12 protein-coding genes are annotated in these 13,715 nt (G+C 60.7%); 7 read left to right on the forward strand and 5 right to left on the reverse strand.

Features of this window, described 5'->3' with window-relative positions:
- Position 1 precedes the first annotated feature (1 nt).
- The gene (locus AB4Z53_RS24635) at positions 2 to 1,846 is read right to left on the reverse strand and encodes a TPR end-of-group domain-containing protein (RefSeq protein WP_441598115.1); all 1,845 of its coding nucleotides are present in this window, start codon (positions 1,844 to 1,846) and stop codon (positions 2 to 4) included.
- 334 nt (positions 1,847 to 2,180) lie between these two features.
- Between AB4Z53_RS24635 and AB4Z53_RS24640 the strand changes: the two genes are divergently transcribed.
- From AB4Z53_RS24640 to AB4Z53_RS24665, 6 genes are all read left to right on the forward strand, one after another.
- Positions 2,181 to 3,158 carry a tripartite tricarboxylate transporter substrate-binding protein gene (locus AB4Z53_RS24640; RefSeq protein WP_441598117.1) on the forward strand — a complete coding sequence of 326 codons (978 nt, stop codon included), beginning with the start codon at positions 2,181 to 2,183 and terminating at the stop codon, positions 3,156 to 3,158.
- 225 nt (positions 3,159 to 3,383) lie between these two features.
- On the forward strand, positions 3,384 to 3,845 hold the full coding sequence (locus AB4Z53_RS24645) for a tripartite tricarboxylate transporter TctB family protein (protein WP_441598119.1): 462 nt from the start codon (positions 3,384 to 3,386) through the stop codon (positions 3,843 to 3,845).
- A 10-nt stretch (positions 3,846 to 3,855) separates the two neighbouring features.
- The gene (locus AB4Z53_RS24650) at positions 3,856 to 5,361 is read left to right on the forward strand and encodes a tripartite tricarboxylate transporter permease (RefSeq protein ID WP_113539511.1); all 1,506 of its coding nucleotides are present in this window, start codon (positions 3,856 to 3,858) and stop codon (positions 5,359 to 5,361) included.
- 187 nt (positions 5,362 to 5,548) lie between these two features.
- Positions 5,549 to 5,947, forward strand: a complete 399-nt coding sequence (locus tag AB4Z53_RS24655; protein WP_441598121.1) for a hypothetical protein — start codon at positions 5,549 to 5,551, stop codon at positions 5,945 to 5,947.
- A gap of 90 nt (positions 5,948 to 6,037) precedes the next feature.
- Positions 6,038 to 6,742 (forward strand): Crp/Fnr family transcriptional regulator, encoded by a 705-nt coding sequence (locus AB4Z53_RS24660; protein ID WP_441598123.1) that lies wholly within the window; start codon positions 6,038 to 6,040, stop codon positions 6,740 to 6,742.
- Between the two features lie 53 nt (positions 6,743 to 6,795).
- Positions 6,796 to 7,011: a hypothetical protein gene (locus AB4Z53_RS24665; RefSeq protein ID WP_113539508.1), complete on the forward strand. Its 216-nt coding sequence runs from the start codon at positions 6,796 to 6,798 to the stop codon at positions 7,009 to 7,011.
- Between the two features lie 31 nt (positions 7,012 to 7,042).
- Here the strand turns inward: AB4Z53_RS24665 and AB4Z53_RS24670 are convergent, their stop codons facing one another.
- The 4 genes from AB4Z53_RS24670 to repA all read right to left on the reverse strand — a co-directional run bounded on the left by AB4Z53_RS24670 (position 7,043) and on the right by repA (position 13,155).
- Positions 7,043 to 8,206 (reverse strand): RHE_PE00001 family protein, encoded by a 1,164-nt coding sequence (locus tag AB4Z53_RS24670; protein ID WP_441598125.1) that lies wholly within the window; start codon positions 8,204 to 8,206, stop codon positions 7,043 to 7,045.
- Positions 8,207 to 9,495: 1,289 nt separating this feature from the next.
- A complete protein-coding gene (gene repC / locus AB4Z53_RS24675) occupies positions 9,496 to 10,785 on the reverse strand; it encodes a plasmid replication protein RepC (protein WP_441598126.1) in 1,290 nt (429 codons plus the stop codon).
- Between the two features lie 156 nt (positions 10,786 to 10,941).
- Positions 10,942 to 11,955, reverse strand: a complete 1,014-nt coding sequence (gene repB, locus AB4Z53_RS24680; RefSeq protein ID WP_441598128.1) for a plasmid partitioning protein RepB — start codon at positions 11,953 to 11,955, stop codon at positions 10,942 to 10,944.
- A 3-nt stretch (positions 11,956 to 11,958) separates the two neighbouring features.
- Positions 11,959 to 13,155: a plasmid partitioning protein RepA gene (gene repA / locus AB4Z53_RS24685; protein WP_419195889.1), complete on the reverse strand. Its 1,197-nt coding sequence runs from the start codon at positions 13,153 to 13,155 to the stop codon at positions 11,959 to 11,961.
- Positions 13,156 to 13,475: 320 nt separating this feature from the next.
- Here repA and AB4Z53_RS24690 point away from each other — a divergent pair, with 320 nt between their 5' ends.
- The gene (locus AB4Z53_RS24690; protein WP_441598130.1) at positions 13,476 to 13,652 is read left to right on the forward strand and encodes a hypothetical protein; all 177 of its coding nucleotides are present in this window, start codon (positions 13,476 to 13,478) and stop codon (positions 13,650 to 13,652) included.
- Positions 13,653 to 13,715: the final 63 nt, after the last annotated feature.

Genomic DNA, 13,715 nt, shown 5'->3' on the forward strand with positions numbered 1-13,715 from the left:
GCTATACCGAATCCTCATTCGGCTCGTCCCTTTCAGACGAGGGTAGTCTCGCGAAGCGGGCCCTCACCGCGCGCATGATCCGTGCGAAGCGCGGGAGTGAACGCAGGCTATCCAGGTCATTGTCGTTTTCCATCCACACCAGCAACTCCCGGCTCATCTTCAGCGCGATGCGCTCGAGCGCGTCCAGAGCCGCTTCGGCGTCGCCGCTGATCGCCCAGGCACAAACCAGGTTTGCCTGCAGCTGAATATTGTCAGGCTCCAGCAGACTGGCGCGCGATGCCCATTCGCTTGCCCTCTCGCGATCGCCAAGGAGGGCGAGGACACCGGCACCGTGCCCGATTGCGCCGCTATGATCCGGTTCGGCCGCCACGATGCGCTCGATCCTGGCCAGAGCCCGGCGACAGGCCTCCAGTGCCGCCTGTTCGTCGCCCTTGCCCTGGTAGCATTGGATCGCCATGGCAGCAGCGTTGTAATCCGCAGGCGCCAGCGCTGCGGCCCGCTCGAAGTGGCGGATGGCGTCATCGTAGCGGCGCTGCATGATGAAGGTTCGCCCGGCGGCGAGATTGGTGGCGTAGTCGTCTGGCTCAAGCTGCAGGGCAATGGCGCATTGCCGCTCCGCCTCCCCAAACTGTCCTCGGTATAAAAACTGCAACGCCTTTGCGGCATGAGCGCCGGCGAGGCCGGGGTCGAGTTCGAGAGCGCGATCGATTTCCAGCTCGCCCGTTTCCCCACCACCGATGCTGCGCGCGAGACGATTGAGGGTTTCGCCAAGAAGGGCCCAGGCCCGTGCATCGTCGGGCTCCAGTTCGGTCACGCGGCGGCAGAGCCGGATGATCAACGGCAGGTGTCGTTCGGATCCGGTGATGTTGTATTCACGCGCCAGGAGAAACAGCTTGTACGCCTCCGGATCGGTTGGCGCCTTGCGCTCCAATGCCTGGCGCTCCGCCGGCAGGAGCTGAAGCCGGAGTGCCTCGACGACGGCGCTCGCGAGGTCAGACTGCAGCAACAACACGTCCTTGATGTCTCGGTCGAAGCGCTCGGCCCAGACCGTTGCCTCGTTTGCCCCATCGATCAGCTGCGCTGCCAGGCGCATGCGGTCTCCGGCCTTACGCACGCTGCCTTCGAGGATGTAGGCGACGTTCAGCTGCTGTGCGACGACCCGCGCGCATTGTGCCTTCATGCCGAAAGAGGTCGCCCGCGAGACGACCGAGAGCGCCGAGAGCTTGCTGAGGTCGATGATGATGTCCTCGGTCACGCCCGCGCTGAAATAGTCCTGCTCCGGATCGCCGCTCATGTTGGTGAAGGGCAGGACACAGATACCGATCCGTTCGCGCTTTCCTTTCGCCTCTGCCGGCACCCCGGGTTGGACGGCGAAAGCGCGGACGGGACGCTCGATGTTCTTGAGGGACATCGGCCCGAGATCATCGAGTCTGATGTTCAGCTTTCCGGCGACGTGCTCCCGGACCGCTTCGGAGAGGATGATGCCGCCGGGCTCGGCAAGCGTCTGCAGCCGCGCCGCGATATTGACCCCTTCCCCAAAGAGATCACCGTCTTCGACGATCACATCACCCAGGTTGAGCCCCATGCGAAAGCGGAGCGATGGATCGGTTGCCGTGGCCACCCCGTGAAGCGCCATCGCGCAGAGGGTCGCGTCGACCGCGCTTGCGAATTCGATCAGGGCGCCGTCGCCCATCAGCTTGACGACACGGCCGTGGTGTCGCGCAAGCGTCGGATCGAATGCCGCAAAGGCCGCCTTGACGCGGGCGAGGGTACCGGCCTCGTCACGCCCCATCAGCTTGCTGTAGCCGGCGATATCGATACAGAGAACAGCGGCCAGTTTGCGCATCCAACCATTCCCATGGGCGAGTGCTCACTGTGAAGGCTCGGCCTCCACCGAGGTGTAGTGCAACACACCCGAACGCTGGAAACAAGCGAGGGCATCCGCGCGTCCTTGAACACAACCGGGCACACCGCATCACCGGATGATGGGTGGAAATCCACCCATGCGATCGGCCGCATGTTTCCAAATCCACCCAAATCAAAGCCCGCGCCTGACAAATACGCGCCGTGGCCGCGCTAAGCCGTTGTCTGCGCAAAGTTTGCGCTTGCAAATGGGGCACCCAGAACCGGCGCGGGAGGAAACCTTGCCGGCTGGCCGATATTTCATCCGGGAGGAAGAGATGAAAACCTTGAATGCCCTGCTCGGCGCTGTTGCCGCCCTGTCGCTTTTCGCCGTTTCCGCCAATGCGCAGACCTACCCCGAACGCTCGATCACCATGGTCGTGCCCTTCTCCGCCGGTGGCCCGACGGATACGGTTGCGCGCCTGGTCGCTGAATCCATGTCCAAGGATCTCGGCCAGCAGATCATCGTCGAGAACGTCGGCGGCGCTGGCGGCACGCTTGGCGCCGGCCGCGTCGCACAGGCCGATCCGGATGGCTACACCGTACTGCTGCACCATATCGGCATGGCGACGAGCGCCACCCTCTATCGCAAGCTCGCCTATGACACGCTCAACTCCTTCGATTATGTCGGCCTCGTCACAGAGGTGCCCATGACCATCGTCGCACGCAAGGACCTTGAGCCGACCGACCTGAAAGGTCTCGTCGACTACGTCAAGGCGAACAAGGACACGGTCACCGTCGCCAATGCCGGTATCGGCGCCGCGTCGCATCTCTGCGGCATGATGTTTATGAGCGCCGTAGAGACGCCACTGACGACCGTGCCCTATAAGGGGACTGGTCCCGCGATGACCGATCTTCTCGGTGGCCAGGTCGACATCATGTGCGACCAGACCACCAACACCACGAAGCAGATCCAGGGCGGCACGATCAAGGCCTATGCCGTCACCTCGCCTGAGCGCCTGAAGGTCTTCCCGGACCTGCCGACGACCGCCGAGGCCGGTTTGCCGAGCCTTCAGGTCGGCATCTGGCATGGCATCTACGCCCCGAAGGGTACGCCGGCCGAAATCACCGAACGCCTGTCGAAGTCACTGCAGGTTGCGCTCAAGGATCCGAACGTCGTCGCCCGCTTCGGCGAACTCGGCACGGCACCCTCGTCGGACGCCGATGCCACCCCGGCTGCGCTGAAGGCGAAGCTTGAAGGCGAAATCGCCCGCTGGAAGCCGGTGATCGAAGCAGCCGGCCAATACGCCGACTGATAGACGGCTCGCCGCGCCGCGCACCGGTTCACCCGGAAGCGCGGCGCCTGTGACATTGGGACTGCTGCGACGGCACCCGGAGAGGGATCAAAAGCCGTCAACTGCCGTTGACAGCTGTCAACCTGCCTCCCAATGCGCGAACCCGGCACAAAGCCGGCAATGCCAATGCGGGAGGCCGTCAGACACGCCTCGGCCGGCTGCCCCGCCAGAACATATGGGGATACGATGAAATCACTCTCCTTCGACACCACCAATGCGCTCTGCGGCGGGATATTGACAGCGGTCGGGCTGTGCTTCGCCTGGCAGGCCTTCAATCTCGAACTGGGCACCGCCTTTCGCATGGGCCCTGGCTATTTCCCTCTGGTCCTCGCGCTCATCCTGACGCTGCTCGGCGTCGTGATCCTCGTGCAGTCCACCCGCGTTCAGGGTGAGCCCATAGGCCCGATCGCATTGCGCGGCATGGCCTTCATTCTGCCGGCGCCCGTCTTCTTCGGTCTCACGGTCCGCGGCCTCGGCTTCGTACCGGCGCTGTTCTTCACGGCATTGATCGCCTGTTTCGCTTCCGGTCGGATGAAGCCACTCATGGCGCTGGCTCTTTCACTGGCGCTGACGGCCTTCTCGGTCGCGGTGTTCAGCTATGGCCTGGGTTTGCCGTTCCAGCTCTTTGGCCCTTGGGTCCGGTTCTAGGAGACGCGCGATGGAACTCTTCAGTAACCTTGCCCTCGGCTTTGCGACCGCCGCATCCCCTGCCAACCTGCTCTTCTGCCTGATCGGCGTTCTGCTCGGCACCTTGATCGGCGTGCTTCCTGGCATCGGGGCCACGGCGACCATCGCCATGCTGCTGCCGATCACCTTCCAGCTTGAGCCGGTCTCGTCGCTGATCATGCTGGCCGGCATCTACTACGGCGCCCAGTATGGCGGTTCGACTACCGCGATCCTGATCAACATGCCGGGTGAATCCTCCTCGGCGGTCACCGCAATCGACGGCTACCAGATGGCCCGCAAAGGCCGTGCCGGCGCGGCGCTTGCCATTGCAGCCCTTGGCTCATTCTTCGCCGGAACCGTCTCGACGTTTCTCGTCGCCGTCTTCGCGCCACCACTGACCGAGATCGCGCTGCAATTTGGCGCGGCCGAATATTTTTCGCTGATGATCGTCGGCCTCGTTTCCTCGATCGCACTCGCCCATGGCTCGATCACCAAGGCCCTGGCCATGGTAGCACTCGGCCTGCTGCTCGGGCTGGTCGGCACCGATATCTACTCCGGTACGCCGCGCTTCACCCTCGGCATCCGCGAATACGCCGACGGGCTGAATTTCGTGGCGCTTGCGGTCGGCGTTTTCGGCATCGCCGAGATCCTGCGGAACCTTGAAAACGAGCGCACCCGCGAAGTGCTGATGGCGAAGGTCACCGACCTGATGCCGACCCGTGACGACTTCAAGCGCATGTTTGCGCCGATCGTGCGCGGCACCATCATCGGCTCGGCACTCGGCATCCTGCCGGGCGGCGGTGCAATCCTTGCCGCCTTCGCCTCCTATACGGTGGAGAAGCGGGTCTCTGATCGTCCTGAAGAGTTCGGCCATGGCGCCATCGCTGGTGTCGCCGGTCCGGAAAGCGCCAACAATGCCGGCGCCCAAACCTCGTTCATTCCGCTCCTCACCCTTGGCATACCGGCCAACCCGGTCATGGCTTTGATGATTGGCGCGATGATCATCCAGGGCATCGTGCCCGGTCCGAACGTTGCCACCGAGCAGCCGGCGCTCTTCTGGGGCATCATTGCCTCCATGTGGATCGGTAATCTGATGCTGGTGGTCCTGAACCTGCCCCTGATCGGGCTCTGGGTGAAACTGCTCAAGATCCCCTACTACGTGCTGTTCCCGATCATCATGGCGTTCTGCTCGATCGGCGTCTACAGCGTCAACTCCAACGTCTACGACCTCTATGCCGTCGCCTTCTTCGGCCTCGTCGGCTACCTGCTGTTGAAGCTGCGCTGCGAACCGGCGCCGCTGCTGCTCGGCTTCGTGCTCGGGCCGCTGCTCGAGGAAAACCTCCGCCGGGCCATGATCCTGTCGCGCGGCGACCCGACGACCTTCGTTACCCGGCCTATCAGCGCCATCCTGCTTCTGATTGCGGCCCTGGTGCTCATCGTCGTGTTCCTGCCGAGTGTAAAGGCCAAGCGCCAGGAGGTTTTTGTCGAGGAAGACTAATCCCGCCAGCCATTTTCGCGACATTATCACTATATATCAATAGCTTAACACGCCGCACATCCACCCGGATGCGCGGCGTTCTCGTAACTGCGGCATTCTGCCCCTGCGCGGTTTGCCACATTGAGATTTGTCAAGCCGCTCGCCTATCTCTGCCTCAGCGAAGAAGAGATGAGAGCGAGCCCGAGCGATGACACGTCGCGCGAAATCGAGATGGGACAAGGCCCTGAGCACGCTGTGCGCCATGGCTCTTTTCCTGCTGGGTTTCGCACACCTCGGCCCGGCTCTTGCCTTCTCCCCGATCCCGGCATCCGACTACGCCCTCTACGCCCTTCCAGACGGAACGCTACCCGACTTCTGTCAAACCGGCCTTGACGGCGACGGCAATGAGAAGCCGACGCAGAAGCACGTGTGCAGTGCCTGCCGGTTCTTCTGGGCGCTGCTGACGCTACCGGACGACACTGTCGGCGAGCGCCTGCAAGGGAGCCTATCGCCCACGGTCGTAGCGACAGCGGCGCAGCCGGGGCCGCAGGTTCATTCCCCGAATGCCAGTCCGCGAGGGCCACCCAAGGCCGTTGCCAGGCTTTGAACCTGCGTTGACAGCTGTCAACGCCCTCCTTCGATGTCGGATGGCAACGAGGCACGATGCCTCGTCGTATCCGCAATGCGGACTTCTCCCATGCCCGAAACTCAATCCGCTGCCGCCCCTATTGTGGCCCCTCCCCTTGCGCCCTTGCCCCGCCCACCGCGGCTTCCTGCGCGCAGCCGCGTGGTCGGTGAAAACTTCACTCTGCTCTTTGAAGGCGGCCGCAATCGCTCGCTCTTTCGCGTGCTCGACGGCTGTATCGTTCTCTCTCAGCTGCTCGACGACGGTCGCCGGCAGATCACCGATGTGCTCGGTCCTGGCCGGCTCTTCGGCTTTACGGTCGATGGACGCAACATCGCCACGGCGGAGACCTTGAGCATTGCCCGTATCGAATCCCTGGGCGATGCCGAACTTCACGCGACCAATCCGGCGATCGCCAGCGAATTGAAAACCACGCTGCATCGGTTGCAGGCGCATGCCACCTTGCTCGGTCGCAAGACCGCCGCTGAGAAGGTAGCAAGTGCATTGGTCGAGCTATCGCGCCTGTTCAATCGCAGCGGCCGGAACGCCGTCCCTGCCCGTCTGAGCTTCCACCTCCATCTCACACGGGCAGATCTTGCCGACTGGCTCGGCCTTACCGTCGAGACCGTCAGCCGCTGTCTCAACCGCTTCAAGCGCGAGGGCCTGATCGATTTCAGCCACCCGAAAACCATGCGCCTGCTCGACCCGGAGCGCCTCGAAGCTGCTGCCGGCTTCACACGGCAGCGATCGGGCAGCGGTACACGTCCCCGAAACTGAAGACCTCCGACGGTCCATCCCCACCCGGACTGCCCCCAAGGAAAGGAAGAACAATGATTGCAAGACTTGTCTATAACGTGCCGGTGTTCGGCTGGATGCTGAAGGAAGCCATACAAGGGTCGCAGACGGCAAAGGTGCTGTTTCTGATCAACTGCGCATTGATCTGGCTGCTCGCGATCGTCGCCTTCGGCTACCCGGCGATCATCATCCCGGCGCTAGCTCTCGTTCCAACCGTCTTCGTGCTGCTGATCCTGATCACCATGGGCTGATGGCGCACATGCCCCTTGGGCATGCCGCCGCCTATAGCACACCCCAGCCGCGGTAGCGTCCGCGGCCGGTCATTTCGCGGATGCCAAGTTCGCGCACGAGGTTCAATGCGCCGCGTGGCGTGACGCCGACATGCTGGGCGACCAGCGCGGCTGAAACGATCGGCCGCGACAGGACCAGTTCGATCAGCGCCGGCAGGCTGCTGTTGGACCGCCGATCGCGGATACGCATTTCCATCTGCGTCTTTGCCAACGACAGTCGGTCGAGTTCCTTCAGGCCCAAATCCGCCGTTACCGTCATCGCTTCCAGGAAGGCGCTCCATCGCATCACCGGATCCTGTGAACGCCGTCGCTCATGGCGCACGACCTTCTGGCCGGCATTGAAGGTGAGGAGATGCGAAGTCACCTTACCGCGTGATCTCAGATAGGCGCCAACGAGCAGTGAGCCTAACCAGTGCTGCCGTCGCAGCGGTTCGATCCGCTCCCAGGCGTCGAAGAGAAGCGCAGCACCCAGGCTGGCCGGCAATTGATCTGCCGTCGCCATCGCGTGGCGCCATTCGTCGATCCGAGCGTCTTCGTCCCAATCCTCATCAAAGAGCAGGCCCAGCTGTCCCATTGGCTCCTGTGCAGTTACCTGGGCCGCACGCTCGGCGACTTCGAGCACATCCTTGTCGTGCGCTTCCAGCAGCTGTTGTGAGCGAGCGATCGCCGCATCGATCGCCGCAAACTCGGCGGCCATCGGATTGGTGTCTTCCTCTTCGTGCGCTTCAATCCGGTCACTATCCGTGGCGGAAGACGTCGGCTCCAGTTGTCGTGTCTCCGCAGAGGTATCGCTGGCATTGGCCGGCGCGACCTGTTCTCCCCGAATGGCAGCAAGACCGTGGGCTGAAAGTGCCCAGTGAGGTTCGCCGAGCCAGATGCGCCGCCGCGCGCGTATGACCGAATGAGCAATCGTCAATTCATGCGTTGGGGCACGGGCGTCCATATGGGCATCGTGCAGCACGAGATCCTCGACATGGACAAGTTCACCGGCAACCCAAAGCGCAGCCGCAGCATCAAAGAAGTGGCCCCGTTCCCGAAAACCATCTTCCACCGCATGGCGATTTGTTCGTTCATCGAGCCGCGCCAAGGCATCTTCCGCTGAAATCAGCAGCGGAAGGATCATCGGATGATAGGGATCGGGAATCTTGTATCGCATTTCAAACTAAGGATGTTGACGCAGAAACGGAACGTAACACGATATTCGTTTCCGTCACAGAGGCAGGGCGTCAGGCCGAAATATCTAGACTATTTTGGATCGCGCCTGGCCAACCTGGTAGCACGGGCAACGCCTGGCATCATCTAGGACGCCCATTCCTTAGGCACCATGGCGTGCATCGTGCGCCTCGTTTGGGCCAGGAGCAAGACCTCGGTGAGTGCTCTCTGCCAATCTCATGTTCCAGGCGTGTCTATTGTTGACAGCTGTCAACGCACCGCTCCTTGGTGCTGGTTCTGGTGCGTTACACTCAGGCAATTGTACCGCGTCCGGGCGGGCGCGGTACACGCGATCGCAAGATCGGTTGATCTGCGTCCTTGATCGTCTGCTCTGTCATTGGAGAACACCCAACCGAGCAGATGTAGGCTTTGCTCAATCGCTCGCGTATGCGAGCACGACGGCAATTCCTTCGTTCGCATCGAGCAAGCTTGCAAGCCGATCAATGAACCCAATCGGTATGGGAGTCTAATGCACGACTCTATGAGATAGCTGCAACAGGTCAGTACATTTGAGCGAGGTCTCTGGGGTAGCGTCAGAGACGTGCTGGCGCAGAACGCCGCCTCCGATAATGGTTGTACTGGTATGGCCGATGCGAGCCCTCTAGCCTTAGGGTTATCCGTCCGCCGTTCTGCTGCATAGCGGCTGCACCAAGCGTCGTCAAAAATTCTCGGCTGGTTCGGGCATGACGGAAAGAGCGAGAAGGACCGATCTATCACAGATCTCGTACGGAAAAGTTCCGCTGCCGACGTGAGGCGTTTCTCAGTCCCGCCGAGCCCGAAAGTCGCCTTGCATTGATGCGTCCGCACCTCTCCGTTGCCCGATGTCAACACCGGCGTTTAGAGAAGCAGAAGCCTAAATCCGGCGCCCTTCGGATCACAATCGATCTTCGAACTCAGCTCCAAGCACAGCCGTTCCAGTGGGCGGCGCCTTCGTGTTCTGAGGGACGCCTACACGTCCGTAGCACTCCATCATAGCCTCGACGCCAGCCCAATCCGAGCGACGGAAGAAAACAGCTACTTTCCTTCCGAAAGGGATAAATCATCAATGTTTTCTTGGAGATGGTGATGATTCAAATTGAATCTCTGACTCTAGAATATTGCAGAGATATCAACGAATCCTTGCATCTCCAGTCTCCTGCATTTGTCCGCCTTATACAAGACGCGCTGCCGCAATCGAAGTAGCCGCATCAAACCGTATCCTGTGTCCCAGCGATATCGGGCATCTCCCTCTATTCATGCAACACCCGACGCCTGGGCACGTAAGCGTGCCGATAGCATTGCCGAGACCGCGAAGGATTGGCTCTTTGCACGACGCGTGAGGTCACGCAGATAGGCTCCGGCTGATTGTATGTGCTCAGCTCGCTCCAGAAGGCACGCAAGCACTGTCGCGGTTGTTTCCGGCCCCAGTGTAGCGCAGGCTTCGTTGTAGACGTCTGGGCTGATCCCAAGCATGTTTTTGACGACGGTTGTGGCCGTGAAGAGATCGCGCCAGCTGTCGACACGACCGGACGGGCCGTAATCGCGGATTTGCGGGCAGGCTTTCAAGACCAGCGGTAGCGGTGCTGCAGAGTTCAGGGCAGGCGACGCCGGCTGGTGGGTGCGACGTGCTGGCAGCGCCGATGTTTCGATACTTGCAGGCGGATTATCCGTATTCTGGTCCATCTCCGGTAGATCCGTCGATGCATTGGGCGAAAATCTCACCTCCGCTCTTTCATCAGCCGGTTCAGATTCAGAAAGATAATCGGATTCTGAATTCTGTATGTGCCGCTCATTTTGGCGTTCATTGGCAGCCGTATTTTGTGTTTTCAGTAGATTTTCCAGACGATTAGTCAGTTCGTCCTGTAGCTGGACGAGAACCGGAAGGAGGCGCTCGATCTCAGCGATGGAAGGTTTGCGCGAGAGCGACATATAAGCAGCCTGGCAGCGCGTTTCCGCCTCTTCTGCGTAGGCGACGTCAGATTGGCGCAACAAATCGACCAGCTTCGCAACGTCTCGACGGCAGAGGCTCATGCGTTCCCGCATCATCTGAAGATATCGCCGGTCCGCTTCCAGACGAGTGGACTCTGCTTCGAACTCGGCTGCGCGAGAGAGCAACGGAGCAAGATCGAATCCGAATGCCTGGCCGATCGCCCCCTTGCGGTCGCGGCGAGCGTAACGCTTACCGTTCGGGCTATCGCGCCGGAGAATGAGGCCAGCCTCGACCAGCGTGGCAAGATGCCGCCGTAGCGTCGTCTCGGCCATGCCGTGCGTTCTCAGAGAGAGCTGAGCATTGGACGGAAACACGACGAGGCCGTCGGCTGCCGCAAGTTCCGTCTTCGGGTAGAACGACAGCAATGCGTTCAAGACGGCAAGCGAACGATCGGACACACCAAGGCTGGACTTGGCGGCGCAAACCGTTCGAAATAATTTCCATTTGTCGACCTTGCCTTCGTCGACGGCCGAAGCGCTGGAAAGTTGGTGTGCCAACATCCCAAGCGACATCGCCCGCCGCCCGAAGGGCGTCGTGACAATCCCACAATCCATTCGCCTTCACCTTTTTCAAGGCAAAAGAAATCCGTTCGCCGAAACGACGTTGAAAACTCTTGACACCGATTCGCGGAAATGGGATTCTCTAGTTGCTACACGAGAGAAGGGTTTCCGCAGCGCTAGTCGTTCGGAAGCCTTTTTCTTTTGCTCTGTTTAGTCTCCTGTTTCCTCTTGATATTCGAGGTACAGAGATTTGAGCCTCTGCCTCACGAAATCTGCAAAACCCGGCGCCTTCTTCCTGTTGAAGGACAGCGTTGTCTCGTCATCCGTTTCGCGGATCCGGACCGGAGTTGTATCGTCGGGCGCTACCCATGCGGTGGCTCTGGTGCGCGCCCTGGAGGTGCTCAGGAAGGCACAAAGCGCATCAAAACGCTGATCGCTTCCCGCCGCCTGGAATTGTTTTTCTTTCACAAAGACGTCTGCGGCTTCGCCTTTTCCTGCTTCAGCAAGCAGCTCGGCGAGGTCGAACCAACGGCGACGACCGACCGAAGGTGCCGGCCCAATAGCCTCGATCAGCGAGGTTGGTAGCCGACGAACGACGGAAATCATCTTGGAAACTGCGGCCTTGTCGACGCCGAGCGAGGACATGATGATCTCGCGGGAAAAACCGCGGTCCTCAAGGCGAGTGGCAAACAGCGACCGCTCGATGAACGACAGATCCGTGCGGGTGTTGTTTTCCTGCCCCTGAGAGACGACCAGTTGTTCGTCGCTGAGATCGCGGACAACCGCGCGCACCTTGCCGCCGAGCGTGCGTGCGGCGGCCAATCGGCGATGACCGTAAGCGACCTGGTAGCGCCCATCGGTTTCCGGGTGCGGACGCACGAGGATCGGAACCTGTTGACCGTGCTCACGTATCTGTTCTGCAAGAGCGGATTGCGCGTCTGCCCCGATTTCGAGGCGGTCGACGATGAAAGAGGCGTCGATGAGCGCGGGGTCGAGATCGACGATCGTCAACCCTTCAGCAAGTTGACGCTCCAGTTCCTGGGCGCGCTCAACTTTCTGAGTGATGTTCGAAAGCGACCGAGTGATGCCGCCGACGGCACTTGCTGGCCGTGCGCCCACACTTAGACCGGCGATTGGCCGGCCCGTGGCCAAGCGTTCCAGCGCCGCTTTCGCGTCGTTCCCGGCTGTGTCGTCCGTAATCCCGATCAGATTCTTGCGGGCCATGGATTACTTCCTCCCCCAAACCTGGCGGATCAGTTCTTCGATCTCGCCATTGACCTGGTTCAGAGAATCCATGGCGCGGTCGTAGGTGCCGCGGACGAATTGCGAGCGCTCGACTTCATAGAGCGTCTGCTTCGTCACGCCGGCATCGGAGATAGCCGTCGACTTCACCATCGCGCTCTGCAGCATGCGATTGCCGAAAATGGCGCGCATGAAGCCGGTCATCTGGCTTTGCGGACCGTCATTCGGTTCGAATCGTGTGCCGAGATAGCGCATCCAGTCGTAACTTGTACGACCTCCGGCTTTTTCGACGACACTCATCAACTCGCTCGTCATTGACAGGAACTGCGACATCGACATGACATCGAGCATTTGCGGATGCACGGTGATGAGCACGGACGTTGCGGCGCAGAGCGCCGACATGGTGAGAAAGCCAAGCTGCGGCGGGCAGTCGATGACGACGATATCGTAGAAACTCTCGATTTCCGCCAAAACGTCGCCAATTCGTGCGAAAAACAGGGTCTCGGCGGCGCCACCCATCATCATCGCCTTCGGGGTCTCGTGCTCGAACTCCATGAGCTCGAGATTACCGGGGATGAGGTGAAGGTTCGCGGTGTAGGTCGAACGGACGATGTCGGCGATCGGCCGCGGCTCGTCGTAACGGATCGCGCCGTAAAGCGTTTCGCCCTCGCCAACGTCCAGTTCCGGCTGATGGCCGAAGAGGGCAGAGAGCGAAGCCTGTGGATCAAGGTCGATCGCCAGGGTGCGATAGCCGCGAAGGGCCAGATATTGGGCAAGGTGAGCGGATGTCGTCGTCTTCGCCGATCCACCCTTGAAATTCATGACCGATATGACTTGAAGCTTCTCGTCGCCGCGACGGTGCGGGATGTATTTCCCGGATTTGCCGCCGTCGTCGAGAACGCGACGGATGCGCTCGATATCTTCAACCGCGTACATGCGCCGACCGTTTGACAAGGGCGCCGGGCCGTGGCCCTCTGAGGCCACCTGCCTCAGGTAGCCTTCACCGATTCCAATGAAGGCGGCGGCCTCGGCAGGGCTGAAGAGGCGCATTGCCTTTTGGGCCTGTGGAGGAAAGATCTTTTTTTGATGCTGCTGCAGCTGATGCGCCAGTTCCAAAGCATCGGCAGCCAGAAGCGTCGGCAGATGCTCCTGTTCGTCGTGACCTTGAATTTTCTGTTGCAACATTGGGTTCCCCGAAAACTGCGCAAATATCGTCATATCGGAACAATATGCGCAGCTGCACTATGCTCCGATTCGGTTCGGATTTACAAACGCATAGCGATTTATACCCAAGGGGCTGTTTCGGCGGCTAACGAACCGATTTTCGCCCCCGGTTGTCCGCGGACAACCGTCTGATTGCGGCGGGCCACAGTGGCGCGCGCCGCCATCTTCGCAGGCCACAAAAGAAGATCTAAAAGAGTATAGAATTTATAGACTATTGACAGGCGGGCTGATTGTGTCACGATTGTGTCTATCAGAGGCCTGACGCGAGAAGGTTCGATATGTTCTATCTAGGTGGAATGACCCTTGGGTATCTGGCGCCACCGCCGCCGAAGGCGACGCGGCAGTCGAGAGTGGAGATTGCGCCGGCTCCGGTTGAGAAGGCGGAGTACGAAGAGTCTGATCGCAATCAGGAATGGGCGCGGGCATTCCTGACGCCTTGGCATCTCCTCTATTGATCATCTGGTGAGTGAATTGCGAACGTTGACAGCTGTCAACATCGTGCCGAAGTGTCCGTGGCT

This window comes from Ensifer sp. 2TAB8 (assembly GCF_052115125.1).
In the GTDB taxonomy this organism is placed as follows: Bacteria; Pseudomonadota; Alphaproteobacteria; order Rhizobiales; family Rhizobiaceae; genus Ensifer.